Source organism: Silvanigrella aquatica, assembly GCF_001907975.1.
GTDB classification, from domain to species: domain Bacteria; phylum Bdellovibrionota_B; class Oligoflexia; order Silvanigrellales; family Silvanigrellaceae; genus Silvanigrella; species Silvanigrella aquatica.
In genome coordinates, this window is the sequence record NZ_CP017834.1 from 309,733 (window position 1) to 331,374 (window position 21,642).

Sequence of the window (21,642 nt, forward strand, 5' to 3'; positions counted from 1 at the left end):
TTTCAAAGGAATTTCAGTTCTGAAAATTTCGATTTACATAACCGCCAAGTTGTCCTGTGGGGTAAGAATAACCAAAAAATTTAAAGTTTAATGATATTACATATGTCGCTTGGCTTTCTGGAATCCCTGCCGCTTTGTTTCTTGCAAAGACAACATCTAAGCAGTCTTGCAAATTCATTAATGAAATATTTTGAGAGGATGCGTAGGCACGACCTGCAGATAAATCCGTTGTCACAGCTGTGGGGTCAGTGCTCTCAGACCATTGGTAGCCAAATTGCAGCCATTTGAGGGGAGCGTAGGTCATGCTTGCTGTTTGCTGTGTCTTTTTAATGAAGCTATTGGAAACAGAATTTGTGGGGTCAATAACAAACTGTTCATTATAGGAGTAATTTAATCCAAGCCCATAAGGAAGAGTGGCATTAACATTACCGCCAAATGTGTTTATACGGTGATAATATTGACTATATGAAGTGTTTAAATTGACTTGAAAAGGAAGGATAGGATTTAGATTTACAACTGCTGTAGCTACAATGTCTGTGTAACTTTGTGGGGGAACGGGTGAGAAAGTGGTTCCGGCATTGGCATTGATCTCGTCGGCGGTTTTATTCGCCAATAAATTATATCCAGTCGAAACCGTTATTGACAAAGGGGTCATTTGCCATGCGATTTTTTTTGTAAAATAGTTTCCTTTAGGCCAGATATAATTTTGTTTAAATTCAGAGTCAGAAATTTTTTGTGCGTAATTATTAAGCTCTTTTTTTGCCCAGAGATCAAATATCTCATTTGCTTCTGCGTCAGAAGAAAATTGAAAAATTCCTTTGGAATCTGGGGAAATATTTAAATCATTTTCTTTAACAAGCTCATTAAAAAAACTTAAATTCGCTACACCTGGATCTTGGTTTAAAGGTAAATGAGTAATCGGTTCTTTTGATTCTACCCATTCTTCTTTTTTTATTGTCCAAGAAGTTGTTGCTCCTAAAGTTACTGTAGCCGTACTCACGACATTGTCTTGTGCATACCATAATTGATAAGTATTAGGTAAATTAACACTTCTTTGCACTTCAGGGATGTAATTAATATCTAAAAAAGGAGTGAAGTTCTGAGTTATATTTTGAATGCCCGAGTTTTCATTAGAATTTAGATTTAATTTTGCATATATTGGAAGATCAAGATGTCCTTTATATTGTAAATAACCTATGTAAGGTTGTATTTTGCTATAAGGGGCAGAATCTGGAAAATAATACTGAGTACCCGATGCAGTTGTAGAAATATCAGCGTTTATATAGTCATTAACTGGTAATGGTAATGAAATTGTTGACGCCGTAAAAGCTCTGTTACCTTGTGCGTAGGGATCTTTTACATTTTTAGGCCCATTAGGAACATAACTTCCTGTTTGAGAAGTAGACGGTGCTTGAGGAGAAAATACATTTTGAGAAATGGGAATAAAGTTGTGTCCATTGGAACGGTAAATATTTTCAAAAGAAGAATTATTACTAAACACAAAGGGCGTATTGAAATAGCGATCAGGTAATAAAGTAAACTCTAAAAGAGGCATTCGAATTGGCGTAGATGAAAGATTCATTGCAAATAAATCCTTCATTCCCTGTCCTCTGACAGAGAGAACAATATTATCTCCGTAGTATTCGCCATTCACTTCTTGATTTAAAAATCTTCTCGATGCAGAGGATGTATCACCATATACTGTTGCTGTTGGGTTTATATTTGAATTATTTGCAGAATAATCCGAAAGGTAAGTATTATCACTCACGAGTTGCGCATTGATTTTTAAAGAAAATCTTTCTAATAATGGCAAGTTAATCGAGTTTCCAGAATACCATCGGCTACTTAAATTGCTGCCTCTAAATCCGTTATACATTGAAATTGTTGCAGGATCAGTTGTGTTTGCGATGGCTTGCTCAACAAGAGTGCTGTTGGTTGCCCAGTTATTTTGATAAGTTTTATCTTTAATATATTTTACTTCAGTTTTTAATTGACTGTCTTTTTCTAATTGCAGTCTAAATTCTCCAGAAAATTGAGAACCTCTTTGAGTAAAATATTCATAAGTAACAGTGCTGTCAGCACTGTTACCAAGAACAATAAAAAAAGGCACCGTTGTTGCAGAACCCGCGTTATTACTTACGTATGAACTTGGAATTAAAAAACCAGTTTCTCTTTTAGTTTTAATTGGAAATTTAAGCCAAGGAGAATATATTATGGGGATTGAAAAAAAATCGACAGTGACGTCTCGCATGGTAATATAATTATCAACTTCAATATGGGCTTTTTCAGAACTAAATTCATAAATAGGAGGTTCATTTAAGGAACTACAATTGCAAGGAGTTACAATGGCATTATTTAATATTAATGTATTTGAATCCTTTTGCAAAATTTCTGATGCGGCAATTTTAACATAGCCTTTAATTGCCGAAAAATTTGCAATTTGATTTACAATTTGAGGATTTTCTTTATTAAATTTCTCAACTGCTTGGCGTCTTTCTAAAAGTTTATCACGTTCTTTTTCAGGAAGAGCTGCTAGGATAGCATTGGGCTGATATTGTGTTCTTGCAAGTCGTGCAAGAAGTCGGCTGTATTTTTTTGCAAGATCACTTAATTTAGAATTTAATTCAGTGTCTTTTGATTTTTTAATATTTTTTAAATTTTGAATTTGAGAATATTCTTCTCTTATGTATTTTAGTTGATTTTCAATTTCTTGAGTTCTGTTCTCTTTTGCTTTTTCAAATGCGACTTCTGCCATAGAAAGGCCCAGAGTTTCTTCTGATACGGCGTCATCTGTTACATTAGGGTTGGAAAATATTTGCGCATCGTCCATGCGTAACTGTTTTGTGTTGATATCATAAAGGACTCGTGCAGCTACTGCTTTTTGCTTTTTATTAATTAAATTAACATTACCTTCAGCTGTGATTAAACCAATACTTTTTTGAATAATAATTTTATTAGCTGAAAGATAAATATTTCCGAGCAATATTACGGCATCACCATCTAAAATAAAAGATTGTGAGTTTTTATTTATCATTAAATTATTGGCATCATAATAAACCAAATTTGGAATTTGGCTACTCGAAAAAATATTTTGAGCAAAAATATTTTTATGATGAAAAAGAGGATGAATTAAACAAAGCGATGATAGACATGTTAAAAGATATTTAATTGAAGACTTTTTTTTCTTCACTCCATTCCCCGATGAAATTCCAAACCAAACCTATCCATAGCCATTCCAATGAATGCAATTGAACCCGTAATAACAAGGGGTAAATCAGGGAATTGATTCATCGCTGTTTCAAGGGCTAGTTCATAATTCGGAATTGTAAAACAGGATAGGTTTTGATAATTTGAAATTAATTCTTCTTTATTATTATTTTCATTTATATAACTTAAAAATTCACTTGCAATTTGTGCGCGATTTGATGGAACTTCGGTGAATATAATTGAGGACGCTATTTTGGGAAGTAAATTTAATGTTGATTTCCAATCTTTATCATTTAAACTCGCAAAAATAAGGACGCATTTTTTATTTGAAAATATTGATTTTTCATATTCATTTAAAAAATACTTAAACCCGTCAGGGTTATGTGAGGCATCAAATATCACACTTCTGTTGTGAATCATTCTAATGTCAAATCGACCAGGCCATTCTGTATTTAATATTGCTTGTTCCAGAGAAATTTCATTTAATGGAATGAGCTTTTGAAATTGATTTTTAAACTCTTCTTTTATTTGTTCCACAGCACAAAGAGCAGTCCTTAAATTTATCAGATTGAGTTTTGCAAAGTGATAGCTTATATTATTATCGACACGTGCTATTTTTTGTAAAAGATTTTCATATAAGTTAGGTTGTTTATCCTTAGCATGGCATACTATCGCACCCGTTATTGCTGTGGTTTCTTTTACGCCCATTAAAGCCTCTTTATTAAGGGTTTCACTGACAATAAAGGGGCGATTTCGTCTTGAAATAAAAGATTTATCTGCTGCAATTTTTGTTAAGGTTTCACCTAAAAATTTCGTATGTTCTAGACTCACGCTGGTTAAAACACTGACTATAGGAGAGAGACAATTTGTGCTGTCATAATGACCACCTAAACCGACTTCACAGACAAGAAACTCAATTTGTTGATGTAAAAAAATTTGAAATGCTGTTGCTGTTGTGAGCTCAAAGAAACTCGCATCAGGTAAATATTTTTTTGATTTTTCTATAGTAATAAAAAGGAATTCTTCTAATAATTTTTCATCAATGGGTTTGCCATTGATCCGGATACGTTCTGTTGGATGAATTAAATGTGGTGAAGTGTAAAGCCCCGTTTTACAGCCATGCTTTCGCATGATCGATTCGATAAACGCGGAAGTAGTTCCCTTTCCATTGCTGCCTGAAACTAAAACCGTAGGTATATTGATAATGCCATTGCACAAATCATCTTGTAGTAAAATTTGTAAACGGTGAGCCCCACGAATGATCGTGCCCCAAGACCTATCAAAATAAGCGTCGAGAGAAGATTTTTTTTCAACCTTTTTTAGGCTTGGTAAATGATATTTCATATTTTTTTAAACTTATTAGTGCGAATTATTTTGAGACATTGCTACATATAATGTTTAATGTTCTCGTAATAATTTCTTTCATTTCTTGTCTTCTAATAATGCGATCGACAACACCATGCTCAAAACAAAATTCAGCTGTTTGGAAATTATCTGGTAATTTTTGGCGAATGATATTTTCAATGACGCGTCTTCCCGCAAAGCCAATGGTTGATTTGGGTTCGGCGTAATTAATATCCCCGAGCATTGCAAAACTTGCGGCAACACCACCGGTGGTGGGATCGCATATAACACTTATAAAAGGAATGCCTGCTTCTTTATGTAAAGCCACGGCAGCCGAAGTTTTTGCCATTTGCATTAAAGAAATGAGACCTTCATGCATACGTGCGCCACCGCTACTACAGACTAAAATAACTGGCATATTGAGTTTGCGTGCCCGCGTGAATAGGCGATAAATGCGTTCGCCCACAACAGAGCCCATGCTGCCACCCATCCAAAAAAAGTCGAGAACACCAATAGCGATGGGACGGCCATTTATTTTTCCGGCTCCCGTGATAATGGCGTCATACTTTTTTGTTTTCTTTGCCATATTTGAAAGGCGCTCCGCATAAGAACGTCCATCATCAAAATTCAACGGATTTGTGCTGCAAAGAGTGTGATCCCACTCAAAAAATGTATTATTATCTATGAGAAGTTCAATGCGTTGTTCGCCGGGGAGCCTATGATGATAGCTGCATGTGGGGCAAACAAGATTGTTTTCTTCAAGATCGGATAATAAAACGATCTCAGAGCATGTGGGACATTTTTCCCAGACGCCACTCGGTAAGGCTTTTTTTTCAGATACATCTTGAAGTTTTGCTGGCTCGCGTGACAACCATCCCATGTAAGTAACCTCCTCGACAGAATACGGTGGGTAGTCCATAACAAAGAGCGAGCATAAGGTCAAAAACGCGCGCTCGCTTTATGAAAGCCAATGCTATCATAAAAGTGAAATTAAGCTTTCTTTGAAGGATAAAAGTGAGTGATTAAGTTTCTTAAAAGAATTATTATATTTTTCATAGTTTCATTTGCATCCCTAAATATCATGATGTTTTTCGTTTTGAATAGCCAAACGGTTCAGCATGCAATTGTGGAATATATTAATCTAAATTATTTTCACAAGCAAAAGTTAGAGTTAAGGCTAGGGTCATTGAGTTTAAATTTATTGAATGGATCTTTAAATTTAAATGAGGTTTCTATTAAAGAAAAAGAAGTTAAAAGTGATAAGGGTCAATTGTTTTTATTAAGTCTGAATCAACTTACTGTTTCTTTTGATGTTCTATCTTCATATATAAAAAGAGCACCTGTCGTTAAAAAAGTGATTTTACGTGGTGGTCATTTAAGTATTCCTTATGATGACTCGGGAAATTTTATATTGCCTGAATTTTTAAATTCTGAAAAAGCTGAAAAAAGCTCGGAGCCGTTAAATATACCAAAGCTCTTAAAAGAAAACATCGGTAAAATTCCTTTTGAAATTGAAGGTATTAATTTAGCGGTTCAATTAGGAGTAGATAGTCAACCAAATTATCAAAAAATATCATTTTCACATTTAGAAATTAGAAAAGAAAAAGATGCTAAAAATATACCTTCAGTCAAATTAAATTTAGCTATAACCGATACCTCATTGCGTTTTCCCTGGCTTTTAAAAAGAATTTCCATTTCTTTACTCAATATTGACTTTGTCGTGAATGCTAATGGCGGCTATTTTTTTCATAATATTGAGCTAAAAAGCAATCTTGCAAATCTTTCAACAGATGCGAAGGGATTGATAGCAGCCGATCTTATGCGTTCAAATTATTCTGCAAATGTTAAATACCTAGATATTAATGCAAAAGAAGTTTTTGAGCTTCTTGAAATGGAGGCTCAGGGTCGCGCCGTTCTGACAGGAGTTGTGGTTTCAGGAAAAACACTTAAAGATGATCCCTTGTTCAATGGAAAAGCAAAATGGCATGATTTTAAGTTAAAACATTTTGAAATTTACTCCGGTCAAGCAGAAGTCTCTTTTAAAGATAGAACCATTCATTATGATAAAGCCGAAGTTCGGACGCCGCAAAAGGGAGTTGTTCGTGCAGAAGGAAAATATCAACTATTTGATAAATTCTATTTTGAAAATACAGCATATATTGAAAATTTTTCTTTTGCTGAACTTCTAATCGGGTTGGGAGTTCCTTTTTCCCCTATGGACTTTAGAATAAATTCTCAAGATATGCATGTTTCTGGTTATATTATGAGTCCTAATGAAGATAAAGGATTTGAAATTTTTGCCAAAGGAAATGGTAAAGCAAATAATATGATTGTGACTTCTTTTACTGATCAATCAGCAAGAGAGCCTATTCCAAAAATGGATTTTAATTTAAATTTATCGTCAAGTCTTTTAGGAATTCACCTTGATAACACTAAAATATTAGCTACAAAAAATAATTCGGGTGATTGGGGATCTGTCATCATAAAAAAAGGATTTATTGATTTTATCCCTGAAGAAGGAATTGGTGTACATACTAAACTTGATGGTGAAAATATAAATTTATCTTCCTTAGCCTATTTTCTTAAATTTCCTTCAAAAGGCATTGGCAATTTTAGTGGAGAGGTAAATGTTAAACCAGGCTCTACAGATGTTGTGTTTACTGCAAATGCAGCGGCAAAAAATGCAGAATTATTTGGAATTAAATTTTCCGAATTTGAAGGTAAAATAGGATTGAATTCAGCAAATGCTTGGGCAAACGATTCTCTATTTGTATTAAGCAATATGGACAAAAGTAAGTTTTCAAAAATTCATGTTTCAGACTTGCAGGTTGCTTATTCCGATTTAAAATCAAAAATTAAAGCTTATGCTAATAATGTAGAAATGGAAGTTTTTTCCTATTCGGTTGCTTACTGGTTAAAACCTCAATTTTCTAATGCAACAGGTTTGGTTAAAAAAATATCTACTGAAATGGAGGGATTGTTATTACACCCCTCTACTTGGGATCTTTCATTAAATACAAATATTCATAATTTAAAAATTGTAAATGGACATATTAAAGAGTCTAATATATTACTGAAATGCAAAGAAGGAGTTTGTTCAAATTCTTTGCTATCATTTACTGACATTAAAAGTAATAATGAAAATTCTAATCAAAACAATGGAACTTCATTTGCCATATTTGAGTTATCAAACTTTTCATTTGATAATTCTTCATTTAGAGCAAAAATAAGCAAGTTTCCATTAAGTTTTTTTTCTTCAACTAATTTAAAGCAAAATTTAGATGGTTACTTAAATTCTAATATTCAATTAAATGGGAAGTGGAAAAATTTAGAAGGATTTATTGATATTCATGGTGATAATGTCATATATAATGACTTAAATATTGGAGATTTTTCGTTAACAGGAAATCCCACAAATCAAAAGCAAATGAAATTTAATTTAAAATCATTTAGCAATCAATTGTCAGCTACATACATTACTCCACAGACATTTGAAGGCTCTTCTACTTTAGAAATTGATTTTTTAAATTTTGATATGACATCTATTTTAAGTGATGATATTAGGTCAAGAAACAATTTATTTTCTCAGTTATCTGGTAAATTTAAATTAACAGGACAATCTCCTTTTTCACCTCAAATTCAAAGTGATTGGTATCGTTTATGGAGTGGTACAGGTTCTATCGAGTCAGGAATTTTACAATTTGGAAGAATGATTTTTGATGTTTCTAATAATAATCAAATGTCATTTGATGGCAATGAATTTAAAATGTCGCCCTTATCTTTAAGTGGCCAACTTGGAAAAGTTGAATTTGGCCAAAGTCTTATTAATTTTAAACATAAGTCATTAAGTAGTAGTGTATCTTTTGATTTAAATTTAAATAAAATTGAGCAAGTTAATGATTTTTTTGGTCCATCGGAGGGCTCAGTTTTAGGGAAATTTATTTTAGAAGGTGGGTTTAAAGAACCTAAATTTTCGGGAAGTTTAAATATAGATGCAAATACGTTGTCATTAAGAAATTATCAGCCTGCTTTTACAAATTTAACAGGTCATTTTGTATTTAATGGAAATAAACTTGAGCTCCAAGGATTTGATGCTGAAAAAGGAGGAGGGACCGTAACAGGCGCGGGTAGCATTGATTTTTCAAATATTTTTAAAGAAAATTCGGAGCCTCCTGAACTCTCATTTCGTTTTTCAGCAAGAAGAGCTGATTTAAGAGTTCCTGTCCCCATTTTTCAGATTGCAGATACAAATTTTGATGCGGATCTTTCTTTAACAGGTGCTGGTAAGCCTTATTTTATCAATGGTGATGTCAACTTTAAAAAGTTAAAACTATTTAAAGATATTCCTTGTAATGAAATTGCAAATCAATTTATTGCGCAAAGTAATTTAAATAATCAACAGAGTTCAGAAATAAAACCTTTTGCAAATTTGAATGTTAATTTTCAAGCAATAAATACATTTTCAATACAGAGTCAGTGTATCAGGGGGAAATTTTCAACAGCACCTAATTTAATGGTAACAGGTGATACAAATAATCCTATTTTAGTTGGAACTATCTCAACTGATTCTGCAAATTTATTTTTATTGCGCAGTCGTTTTGAAATTAAAAAAGCGGATTTTACTTTTGTTGAACTTCAAAAATATGATCCCAATGTTGATATTCAAATGGAATCACGCATTTCAACATTTACTATTTTTGCTAATATGAATGGAAAATTCAGTAGAGCTCGTCTTGACTTAAGTATACAGCCTTTGAATTTACCGAATGGTGATCGTTTGACTCAGGCAGACATTATTTCAATTATATCTACGGGACAAATTCCTACGCAAAGTTCAAGTGCCAATTTGCTTTCTGCCTCTACAGGCGTATTTTCTTTTTTTGGAGGAGGAAGTGTTGCTGATCTGGGGTTTTTAAATAATACCCTAAGTACAGTGACGGGGGGATTGGTAGATAATGTGAGTATTATACCTACAACACAAAATGGGCAATTGAGTTGGAGAGCAACAGTGAGTCGTTCTCTTTCCGAAAGGTTGAATCTTGGTGTAAGTTATCAAGGTGCGGGAGGAGATGTGGGCGCATCACAATCAGCTTATGCAACATTTTTACTAAATGATACCATTAGTCTTTTTAGCTCATTTTCTTCAAGTACTCCTAGCGCTTCTCAGATACAGACAACAAATGAATTTACGGGCGGCTTGAGGTTTCGATTTGGTGGGCAATAAAATAAAAAAATCTATTCTTGCGTTTATTCTGCTTTTTTTTACTTTTTCAATTTATTCTCAAACAGGAAAATATAAGCTCTTAGATCCCGCTATGGAATCTAATCCTATTGAACTCCATTTGATAATAGATGATGTTGAAACACCTTTTTATGCAGATATGTTAAAGGATCTTTCTACTGTTCCTTTGGATGAGCTTGATGATGCTATTATTACAATTTTAATTGATACAAAGTTATATCAAAATGTTGAAGTTGAAAAAATTATTACTAAAAATAGTGAAAGTATTTTCATCGCAAAAGCGTATACTATAAAGAGAATTCAAGATGTTGTTATAAATGGTTTATCATCTTCTGAAAAAACAGAGTATTTAAGATTATTATCAACTCAAAAGGGACAGCCTTATAACGAATCAACAGTTAAAGCAGATGCGGCCAAATTACAAAAAAATCTTATTGAGCACGGTTATTTAAATGCAAAAATAGATTCTATTACAGTAAATGAGTTATCTAAAGAATATATTCAACTAGTTTTTAATGTAAATAAACAAAATCCTTGCCGGGTTGATCAGGTCTTAATTAAAGATTCCTATTCAAATATTTTAAATTTTTTAACTGTACCTATTGAAACGGGTTCTCTATGTGACATGAAAGTGATCAATGAGCAACTTGAACTTATTAAAGAAAATTATTTGGAACAAGGATTTCTTGAAGCAAAAGTAATTATGAAGGAAATTTCTTATTCTGAAAATAAAGAAAGTGCAAAAATTATTCTTCAGATTGACAGGGGTGCTCGCACTACTTTTCAAATTTTTGATCAAGATAGCGGCGCTTTAAATCAAGAGTTTTTAATTACAAAACAAGGTTTAACATATTCAGACATTATTCTTATGTCTGATAGTGACCTTATTGTTATATTAACAAATTTTTATCAAAAGCAAGGTTATGCCTTTGCAAATGTTTTAGGACCTGAGAGGATTGTCGATCAAAATGGAAATACAACTTTAAAATTTTTATTGAAAAAAGGGAATTATGTAAGAATTGGTAAAATAAGTTTTATCGGTGTATTACCAGATACAGAAGAAAATGTTATAGATAAATTGAGATTAAATAAAGGTATTTTTTCATCCACAATTCCTTTTGTTCAAGATAATCTTTTAGGTTACAGAGATAATCTAAAAAGTTTATATTTGGATAATGGATATATAGATGCCCAAATTTCTATTCCCGATTTTATTCCTACAAAAGATAATACGGAAATGAACTTGATTTTTAGAATAGAAAGAGGAACTAAATATATCATTAATGATATTCAAAAAAATGGAATTCCAAATAATTTTCAATTAGATAATAAAAGATTAGATAATATTTTAACAAAAGGTGATTCCTTTAGTTTTCAAAAACTACAAAATTTAATTGAGGAATACCGAAGACAATTTTTAACTCAAGGTTATTTATATGTTCAAATTCAACCAAATCAATCTTTAGTAAATGATTCTTCAGATTTGAAAAAAATAAATTTGACTGTCAATTTCAATCCTGGAACTGTTGTAAGAATTCGTAAAATATATGTAGATTCCGATATCATCGGAAAAGAAAATGCCATCATACGGGCATCTAACTTAGAAGAAGGTGACATATTTGATCAAGAAAATTTTGAACAAGCACGCTTAAAATTATTAAGACATGATTTATTTTCATCGGTATCGATTGATGCCTTAGATTTGAATGCCATTGATAGAAAAGACACTCGTCTTGATATTTTGATACATGCTCGTGCTAAAACAGGTTTTTCAATTGGCTTATCTCCGGGATGGTCTAACTTTCGCGGCTATGTTTTTGGCACCGATTTTTCATTAAATAAATTAAATGACCAAGGGTTAAAATTCTTTTCTAATGCTTCTGTATCACAGGAAAAGCAACAGCAATCCTTTGCCTCAAATCAAACAACACAAATTTTAGGACGTCAGATCAATTTAGGTTTATCGGAATCTCTTTTTAAAGTAGGTCCCGTGGTAACACCTCTCGATATGAGTTCTATTTTAGGTTATCAAGTTGCAGCAGAATCTTTAACAAATAGGGAATATTTAACGTTACAATTGATTGCAGATTGGAAGCCCACATTTTTTGGATTAAACTGGAATTTAAGAGAAACATTCATTTATGAAAATTCAAAATCGACTAGTGCCGAAAGCGCCGTCGTTCAAGCTTTAGATAGTCCTTCGATTGTGATTCGTGAGTTGTTATCAAGTATTTCATTAGATACGAGAAATAACCCCGCATGGCCGACTTCGGGTTCCTTTTATAATGCTCAGTTTGGCATGGCGCGATTTGGTTTTGGATCGGATGTGCAATTCAATCGTTATAATATATCAGTAGATACCTTTTTCCCAATTTATAAAAAGTTAAGTGGTGCTATCTCTATTGGTGGTAAATTCATCACAAATACAGAAAACAAAGATGGAAGCACGGTGACACCACCTGCATCGAGGCGTTCTACGCTCACCGATGCTGCTTTAGTTCGTGGATTCCCTGAAACATATGGGAGTACCGCTCCGGGACCTCTGCTATGGATTCACTATGCTAACAATGGGGTATTAAACTGTAATGCGCAGTTGGCATCTCTGGGGGCAACAAACTTGATGTATTTAAAATCGGAAGCGCGTTATCGTTTTAGTGAAATCTTTGGAATGGTTGGCTTTGTTGACTCTGCCGCAAATTATTTTACCCAAAGAGAAGTCAATCAAATCAATGCGCAAATCGCTTCACAAGTGTCTGGAGCGCAGTCTTCCACAACCCAATGTGTTCCCGATAATGCCTCACTTGTGGCACCTCATACAATCAATTTGCAAGGCGTCAATATGCTGGAGCAATATTGGCAACAAGCCTATGTTTCAGCGGGAATTGGAATGCGTCTTATTTTAGGAAATTATGCGACTTTAAGTTTAGATTATGGTTACCCTTTAAAAGATCCCGATGCTCACTGTGAAAGTCCTTCCGATGCGCTAAATGGAAGTAGCGCTCCTACTTGCATTTCTCGTATTCAGGAATCCTCATATTTGTGGGGTAATGTAAATTTTAAAGGAGCTCTTCATTTGCGCATTGGAGCTCAGTTTTAAGAGCTAAAAAATGGCTTTTCTTTTTTAGTAGAATAAGCGAATGAAATGGGGGCATTTCGTTTCAAGTTTTTTTGGAGATTTCATGGACTCTCATTCGCCTTTTTTCCCTCATTCGCGTCTCACGCCTTATGGAATTGATTTTCCATTTTTAATTGCCCCTATGGTGGGTCTTTCGCATGTTGCTTTTAGGGAGTTAGTGCGGAGCTATACACCTAAAAATATAAATGCGTTACGTTATACCGAAATGCTTTCTACTCGTAAAATTCCTAATGAAAAACTTGAAACAACCAATGAATTAAAAACAGCGCAAAATGAAAGTTTTTTTATCCCACAATTATTAGGTAACGAAGAAAAGTTTATTGCACCTAGTATTGAAAAACTGATGATAAAAAAACCTTGGGGCTTTGACATTAATATGGGTTGTCCCGTTTCTCACACTCTCAAACACAATTGGGGGGTCAGGTTGATGGGCGACAAAGATTATGCGGCATCCATTGTTCGCATGGTAAAAAAACATTCTCCTGTTCCCGTCAGTGTTAAGTTAAGAGGAGGCATTTCTGAAGAAGAAAACTTTAATTATCTCCTCGATTTTGTGTCCTCTCTTCAAAATGCAGGTGCCGATTTTCTGACTATTCATGCGCGTACCAGAGCACAAAAACACAGTGGAGAAGCCAACTGGAAACTTGTTTCTCAGGTGAGGAGTGAGCTTTCTATTCCTGTTGTAGCGAATGGGGATATCCAAACGGCTCAGGATGCTGTGAGTTTGCTGAATGATTTTAATGTGGACGGAGCTATGATTGCTCGTGCTGCCACCGCGCGCCCTTGGATATTATGGCAAATATCGGAATTGCTTGGTAATTCAGAAACGCCTTTGGGATATGAAGGTCTGAAAGCGCCTCAAACTTCCGATGAAGAGGGAGCGGAATACGCGCGTGCATGCTTGAAACTGATTTCCATTTTGTGTGATTACTTCACAGAAGAAGAATATATATTAGAAAAATTTAGATTTTTTGCTGCAACAGGAGCCCGTTGGTTTCAATTTGGCCATCATTTTTGGCGATTGACAATGCGCGCAAAAACAGTGAGCGAACTCAAAGAAACTGTATATGAATTTTCGCAAAATTGTGAAAATCCAATGACAAATCGCATAAAAATGCTTTGATATTTCTGAAAATCTGTCAAAATTTCACCCTTTATAGGAAAAATGAATCAATACCCTCATCTTTGTAAGTGAAATAATAAGAAAGATGTTGAGGTATTTATGAAAAATTTTATAAATAAAAATAAAAAAATAAGTAGCATTGCGTTACTCATGCTCATTCTCTTTTTTTCAAAAAAAATTTCTGCTGAAACGAATTATATTCCTCCAGAGCCATTTTTAATTATTGGTGATAATTTTAATACAAGTTCTTCAGAAGAAATATCGAAAAAAATTTCATCATTACAAGATCAAAATAAAGATATGAGAGCAAAAATTCTCTCTTTACAAGATTTATTGGTTTCTCGATACAAAGATCGCATTGAACTTAAAATTGAAATTATTTCAGAACAGACCCGTGAATTACCACAATTTGGCATTATTGAGCTCTATGCATTAATGAATAATATTGAAATCATAAATTATTCAAAACCAGTATTTTTTGAGAAAAATAGCCGTTTGCCCATTTTTAGCGGTCCTTTGCCCGTAGGAACATATGAAGTTAATATTCATGCTCTGGTAGGACAACAAAATAACAATTGGCCTTATACATTGCCGCAAGGGAAATGGTCATTAGATAAAAAAATTTTCATTAATGGTACTTTGAATCAGGTAATTCATAATATTAAAGTTTATTTAAAGCCTAATAAAGAAACAAAAATTCCAGAATTTGTATTAAAGTCAGAAGTAAATAAGGAAGAAAAGGAATGAGAAAAATATATTTATTTCTCATTTTAAGTTTATTCTATTTCAAAAATATTAATGCCATTCAAATAGATTTATCTCCTTCTGAAAAAAGTATATTCTCTGAAAATGAAGAAAACAGATCATCGCAATGGAAATCATTAAGAAGTGTGGATGCTTTACTCAATTCGATGAAAGGGCAAATTTTTGGTTTATCCTATATTTCAAATGTAGCTGATCCCAATTCAAGTGACTATGAATTTCAAAAATCTCCTTTGGGTTTGAGAAATGATTCCATTCGCGTCAAAATGAATTTACAAAAAGCAGAGGATCATGTTTATTTACAGGATCCCGAAGCCGCTATTTATAGCGTAGAAAAAGAATTAAAAGATATTGATCCAAGAAATAGAGGTTATATCTCTTGGGCTTACAAAATTTTATTTGAAGCTCATAGGTTGCGTAAAGATCATAATAAAAGTACACAAACATGTTTAAAAATGCTTTTTATTGGAGGTCAGGATGAGAGTTTATTTCCTGATAAGTGGCGTTTTTCATGTTCGTTAGAGTTTTTTTATGAAGCTATGGCTCGTAAAAAGAATGACGATATAGCCTCCTTGAAAACCGATTTTTTAATTTGGAGTAACTCTCCTGTTGTTAAACGTGAATCAAAATATATGATTTTAAGTGCCGTATATGTAGGACTCGGTTTAAGAAAAATATATTCCAATGATAAGAATTCAATTCAGTATATTGAAGAAGCCATTGAACATTCAAATTCAGGTAATCCTTTTATTGGTCGCGCCTATTTAGCATTATCATTGCTAAAATATGAAATGGGAAACAAAAAAGAATCTTTGGCTTTGTTACGTTTTTTAACAGGTGAGTTTAAAGGATATGAGGAACATTATCGTTATTTTGAAAATGACGAGGTCAGTCGTATAGTTTCAAGGTTGTGTTTGGCAAGATATCACGCCTCTTTAGGAAATTATTCAGCTGCAGAAACATGGTATAAAGATATTTTTCTTGCTTATAAAATTTCAGGAGTAGATTTACTAAACAAAGAAAAAGTAAAAGCGTATTTAGAGTATGCACATATTTTGTATATGAAGAAAAAATACCTTGAAAGTGCAATTCAATATAAGCACGCTATTCAAGAAAGTGGTAAAGAAGTTTTAAGTATTGAAAATAATAATTTATCTGGGACACAAAGAAAAATAAGAATTTCAAATTTTGTTTTAGCAAAGATATTATCAAAAACATCAGGTCACAATTTTCAGGCAGAGGCACAGCTTCTCGATCTTTTGAGTCAGGCAGATGCAGATATTCAATTTCTAAAAAAAGTTCAGGAAAACTATAAAAAATCTAAAGAAGAAGGTGTCGAAAATATTTTAGCTTTGGCAAGTCTGGCGCAGGAGTATGGTATTCAGACTCAAGTTGTTGAGACTGCGTTGCGTTTTCGTAAAGCTTACTATCATTTAGAACAAGAAATTGCAGTAAATCGTTCTGATTTGGCTAATGCACTTCATGCGGCAGATTATACTTATACGGGAATAAATGATGTTAGAGCTATATCAACTTTAAGCAAATTATCCGATATTGTTGATACCTTTAAAAATATTATATTGGAATTAGACTCTTTTGATTATAAAAATTGGAATAGAAATAATTCAGGGCTCGAATTTGCAAAAAAAAATCGGGAAGAATTATTAAAAAGATTTATTTCTATGTATGACGATATTAATAAATATAAAATTAAAACACAAGTTGAAGACAGTTTATTTGAACCAAAAACTCCATTAGCTTTGGCAAATTTGTCTAAAAATATGAATAAAATGAATGCAGAAATGGCAAGTGTCAAATTTCTATACTCAGCAATGGATAATAAAGTGCCAAAGGTGAAATTAAATGAAAACGCCTATTTATTGGAGAATAGTTACTCTAAATATGCAATTGATAAAATGTATCAAAACTTTTCAAAAATTGCGATTGATGAAAGATATTTTCAATTATCTCATAGTTTGAAAGGCGCTCCCACTTTTATTTTTGAAAAAAAATCTGAAGTTATTCAAAAAACAATGGATAATTTATATAAATTACACAAAAATTTTAGGAATGAAGCTTTTTCTATTGGTGATATTGAATTGAATAATTCTATTAATGAAACCTGGAGTAATCTCATTGAAACATATAAACAACTTTTAATTGCCGTATCAAATATTAAAGATAGAATGATTACCGAAAGAAAAGATATTTTAAGTAAAGCAGATTATATTAAAAATTTACTTACAGATGAAGAAAAAACATTGGATTTATTGAAATTATCAATATTAAATGAGTATGTTAAATTATCTAAGAACTTAGCTGATTCGGTTTTGCCTAGAGCAAATGAATTTAAGCAGTATGTAAATATAGGTTTATCAGAACATAATAAAGGAGTTTATGATATCAAAAAAGAAAATGATGAAGAGATAAGAAAAACAACTGAAGAAAGAGAAAATTGGCTAAATACATTAAGACAAACATTGAATATGGATTTGATAAGATGAAAAAAATTATTTTATTAGCAATTTTAATTTTTCAATTTAGAATATATGCTGATGATAATTATTTTAAGCCCGTATTTAATGATGAAAATAATTATCTTAGCAAAAAAGAGAAATTTAACTATGAAAATAACTTAGAAATTAAGAGAATTTTTAGAGATATTTTTGATCTTCATTTTGAAGTATGGAAAGAAGAATTTAAAAGGCAAATAAACTCAAGTGAAAAAAAATTTAATTATCAAGATAATTTAAAATTAGATAATAACAAAGCAATTGAAGATGAAAAAATAGAAAAATCATTACATATTTTATATGGAATAATTGATTCTGAAAATAATTCATTAGCATATGCAGAAGCTTGTTTTAAACTCGCCTTATTTGGTTATTATACAAAAAAATTAAATGCCGTTCAAGCTGTTGGAATTCTGGAAAATGGACTTAAAACCCCTTTCCTGGCTAAGGATAATAAAAAACTATATGTTAGAATGAATTTATTTGCAGGAAGTTTATCTATTGCAAGTGAAAACTATTCTGCAGCAAAAAAATATTACAATTCGATTTTAAAAATGTATTTAGATCCTGATGAATTTCGTGAAGAAAAAATGCGGGCATTTATTGGTTATGGTGATGCTGAATTTGAATTATTCCATTTTGGAGAAGCTTTAAATGTTTATAAAAAAGGATATGTATATGGTAAAAAATTTATTGAAATTAATGAAAATGCGTATGTTCTATTAATTGGAGAAATTAAGCTAAGACTTCTATGGGCGGCATACAGAAATGCAAATTATGCTGCTGCAATAGAATTTGCTCAAGACTTTGCCAGAGAAAAACAACGTTATGATAATTTAATTTCACAGCATGTATTAGAGGATGTTGTTAGAGTTGCTGCTATTTCATTATATGAAAGACACAATCTTGATTCTTATTTGGCACTAGCTAATGACAAAGGAGCAGGGGATTTTGGGAAAAAAATGATTATCAATTCATTTTATTATTTCACTTATTCAGGAAATCCAAAAGAAGTTGAAACATATGCTAAACCAATAGAGCAATTATTTTATTCGTCAAGACTTTTACCTTATTTTATCAAAGCAAGATTAATAGCTCTCAATTATGATAATAACAAAGATAAATTAAATGAGTTAGCGTATTTGGGAACTGCATTTATTGAGAAGAAATCAATATGGTTTAATCGTTTTTCATTAAATAAATTTGAAGAAGAAAATCGCCAAGAAATGATTAAAATTTATTCTATTGATGCAGGCAATTATTATTATAATTTGGGCATGATAACCAAATCGCGATCTGCATTTTTAAAAAGTGCGCAAATTTATCATTCGCGAATTTTAGAAAATTTTCCAGGGGATTTAAGAGGTGTTTTATTCCAATCTTTTGCTCAATCATTAATGATGGGTGAAGATTATAAACTGGCATGGGAAGCTATTGAAGAAAGTTTGAAACAACCTTTGACTGAGGATAATTTAAAAACAGCTTGGTTTTTGATGGTTAATATTGCAAGAGTACAGAGCCAAGACGCACGGGATACCAGTGCCGATGAATTTAAAAAGTATGAAAATGCAGTTGATGGTTATATTGCCCATTTTCCTGCTGATTTTCAAGCTCGTATCGCTCTATTTGAAAGTGCTAAAAGAGCAGAGGAGTTAAATGACTTAGCCAATGCGCGCAATAGGTATGAAAAAATACTATCTTGCCCTCCTCTCTTTTTTAAAGAGCAGGATCAAGAAGAAAAAGATAAAGTTTCATTGGCTTTAGCTCGTTTATTTCAAAAAATGGATGCTGAGGATAAAAGTGTTGCTGATGGAGCGGGAACTCTCGAAAAAATAGCGCAGGATAATAAAATTTCAGACACTGTTCATAAAGTTGTCATGCTTGCCAACTATAATTCTGCTATTGAATATGCAAAAAAATTAAAAACAAATGGGGAAATGTTGAAGTCGGCTAAATTTTTAGATCTTTGGTCTAAAAATTATTTGAACAATCCCAATGTTGGTGACGCTCTCATACAGTCGATGAAGGAGTTTGCCGCGCTACAAAATTGGGAGCATGTAAATACATTAGCTTTATATTTTTCAATGAATTTGCCTTCCAATAAAAGAATAAATGAAGCTATTTTTTGGCAAGCAAAGTCCTCAGATAAATTATTGCAGTTTTCTTTAGCATCTCTTCTATATGATAAATCATCTTATAACGACGATATTTTTCCCAGTAATGAACAAAAAAAGTTTGCACTCAAAAGAGCATCAGAAATATATCAAATGCTTAATAAATCTGAAGATGCGGCACGCATGTTAGAAAAATTATCCTTGATTGATTTTAAGAGCAAAGAAAATAATAATGAAATTGCAAAAATTGAAATAGAATCAGCAAATAAATATTTTGCATCAAAACAGTACATAATTTCTGGAAAATTGTATCAAAAAGTATTACGTAGAAATAATATTGAAGAGAATTTAAAAAATTCTGCAAATATAGGATTAATGGCAGTAAATTTATACCTAAATAAGAACAGAAATATATCGGAAAATAAGTTAGATAATTTTATTAAATTATTACTTGAAAAAAATAAAATCTCATTAAAAAATGAAAATTTAAAATTAATAAATAATGCTGTTTTTTTAGCGAATAATTTTGATGAACAAGAGTTTGATAAAGCAAATGATAAAAATTTTTCGCAAATTAGCTTAAAAAACATAAAAAATATGATAAATAGTAAAAATTTCATAAAAAAAAGATCGGATACACTCCGCAATTATAAACTCCTAAAAGAACCTTTTGTTCATACAAATTTAATCTTAGGAAAAATGAGTCTTTCACTCTCTGACTCTTATTCTCTACTCTATAAAGGAGGAGAGAGAAAAGATATTTATTTGCTAAGTTCAAATCAGCTAAAAAATGAAGCAAAAAAATATTTATACGAAGGGCTCACTCAAGTTGAAAATAATTCTGATGATCAAATTGGTATTTCTAATTTGTTAGATCGCTATACAAATAGAAAATTTCATGTTTTTCCTGAAGCAAAAATACAGGATGAACAATCACCCTCATATATTTTAGAAATACTCCCCCTCTCTCTTATTGATGTTCGAGCGGTAGCAAATGCGGGGGAGTTTAAATGAAACTTTGTTATTTTCCCATTATTATTCTTTTATTGGTAATTATAAATTCATGCGTTTCTCATGAAGAAATTGACCCTTACGCGATAGAAGTGGATTCACAATTGCTGAGTCTTCCCTATGATGAAACGTTTTTTTACTATCCTAAAACAACAATCCGATATCAGCGAAAAGCAATGAATGATAAATATATTCCACTAGATGTAGTCAATTATTTATATCCTATGCCAGAAATGGATAAACTCTTAAATGAAAAAGTGAAGGAATCAAAAATTTTACAAACCATTCCCAATGAATTAGATGTTGTTGCAGATAGTATTCATGATTTACAAAGAGGAGATACCCAAAAATCAATAGAAAAAAATAAAAATATATTAAAATATTTTGAAAAGACGAGATCGCGTACATTAAATGAAGATTTTAGCATAAGCCCTTTTCGTGAAGCTTCTTTAGCATTATCTTTGGCTTATTTGCAAGAAGGTGACGATAAAGAAGCCTTACCTATTCTGGAAAAACTCGTGCTTTATTCAAATAAATGGTCTCCTATTTATATTGTATTAAGTGATTATTACTTCTATAAAAAGGCTTACTCTCTTTCTTTAGATGTTGCCGAACGTGGAATCGATTTGAGTAGTGAAAATTCATCTTATTTGTATGTTCTCAAAGCAAAGGCCTATCGTGCTTTAGGCAATAAATTATTGGCAAAACAAACCTTAGTGAGAGCTCATGAATTATTTCCAAATAACAGCGATATTAATTTGTGGACTGGGATTTTAAAATTTGATGAAAATAATATTTTCGAAGCATGTAAATTTTTTAATACTGCTTATGATATTGATAAAAAAAATCCCTATGCTGCTCATAACTACTCTTATTGTCTTATGCAACAAAAAAAATATGAACAAGCAAGTCAAATTTTAAGTGTTGCTCTCTCAAATTATCCTTCTCATGCTCATCTTTATTATTTAATTGGAGTGCTTGAAAATTTGCGAAATAACTATTATGCCGCTCAGAAATCATGGCAAACTTATTTAAGCCTGGTAGACGAAAGTGATCCGAATTATAAAAAAGTGTTATTTAAAATTTCACAAATGGACTCACAAGAAAGAGCTCTTCCCGATGAGCAAAATCTTCCTTATCCACAGCTGCCTAATTAAAAGCAATTGACTTTTTATTTATTGATTTGTAGT

General features: G+C 32.0%; 10 protein-coding genes. 7 read left to right on the top strand and 3 right to left on the bottom strand.

What is annotated here, in order from left to right:
- Positions 1–13: 13 nt before the first annotated feature.
- The 3 genes from AXG55_RS01335 to accD are packed head-to-tail and all read right to left on the bottom strand — an operon-like array spanning position 14 to position 5,431.
- Positions 14–3,190 carry an LptA/OstA family protein gene (locus AXG55_RS01335; RefSeq protein WP_148696353.1) on the bottom strand — a complete coding sequence of 1,059 codons (3,177 nt, stop codon included), beginning with the start codon at positions 3,188–3,190 and terminating at the stop codon, positions 14–16.
- Positions 3,187–4,551: a bifunctional folylpolyglutamate synthase/dihydrofolate synthase gene (locus AXG55_RS01340; protein ID WP_148696354.1), complete on the bottom strand. Its 1,365-nt coding sequence runs from the start codon at positions 4,549–4,551 to the stop codon at positions 3,187–3,189. Before AXG55_RS01340 ends, AXG55_RS01335 begins: the two co-directional genes overlap by 4 nt.
- A gap of 25 nt (positions 4,552–4,576) precedes the next feature.
- Positions 4,577–5,431 carry an acetyl-CoA carboxylase, carboxyltransferase subunit beta gene (accD, locus tag AXG55_RS01345; RefSeq protein ID WP_148696355.1) on the bottom strand — a complete coding sequence of 285 codons (855 nt, stop codon included), beginning with the start codon at positions 5,429–5,431 and terminating at the stop codon, positions 4,577–4,579.
- A gap of 306 nt (positions 5,432–5,737) precedes the next feature.
- Here accD and AXG55_RS01350 point away from each other — a divergent pair, with 306 nt between their 5' ends.
- The 7 genes from AXG55_RS01350 to AXG55_RS01380 all read left to right on the top strand — a co-directional run bounded on the left by AXG55_RS01350 (position 5,738) and on the right by AXG55_RS01380 (position 21,609).
- Complete coding sequence (locus AXG55_RS01350; RefSeq protein WP_148696356.1) at positions 5,738–9,775, top strand: translocation/assembly module TamB domain-containing protein; 4,038 nt, start codon at positions 5,738–5,740, stop codon at positions 9,773–9,775.
- Complete coding sequence (locus AXG55_RS01355; RefSeq protein ID WP_237243999.1) at positions 9,765–12,890, top strand: outer membrane protein assembly factor; 3,126 nt, start codon at positions 9,765–9,767, stop codon at positions 12,888–12,890. The genes AXG55_RS01350 and AXG55_RS01355 overlap by 11 nt, the downstream gene beginning before the upstream one ends.
- A gap of 82 nt (positions 12,891–12,972) precedes the next feature.
- The gene (locus tag AXG55_RS01360; protein ID WP_233231294.1) at positions 12,973–14,052 is read left to right on the top strand and encodes a tRNA dihydrouridine synthase; all 1,080 of its coding nucleotides are present in this window, start codon (positions 12,973–12,975) and stop codon (positions 14,050–14,052) included.
- A gap of 99 nt (positions 14,053–14,151) precedes the next feature.
- On the top strand, positions 14,152–14,799 hold the full coding sequence (locus tag AXG55_RS01365; RefSeq protein WP_148696359.1) for a hypothetical protein: 648 nt from the start codon (positions 14,152–14,154) through the stop codon (positions 14,797–14,799).
- A complete protein-coding gene (locus tag AXG55_RS01370; RefSeq protein ID WP_148696360.1) occupies positions 14,796–17,318 on the top strand; it encodes a hypothetical protein in 2,523 nt (840 codons plus the stop codon). Before AXG55_RS01365 ends, AXG55_RS01370 begins: the two co-directional genes overlap by 4 nt.
- On the top strand, positions 17,315–20,455 hold the full coding sequence (locus AXG55_RS01375) for a hypothetical protein (RefSeq protein WP_148696361.1): 3,141 nt from the start codon (positions 17,315–17,317) through the stop codon (positions 20,453–20,455). The genes AXG55_RS01370 and AXG55_RS01375 overlap by 4 nt, the downstream gene beginning before the upstream one ends.
- Entirely contained in the window at positions 20,452–21,609 is a 1,158-nt protein-coding gene (locus AXG55_RS01380; RefSeq protein WP_148696362.1) for a tetratricopeptide repeat protein, read from the top strand. Before AXG55_RS01375 ends, AXG55_RS01380 begins: the two co-directional genes overlap by 4 nt.
- Positions 21,610–21,642 lie beyond the last annotated feature (33 nt).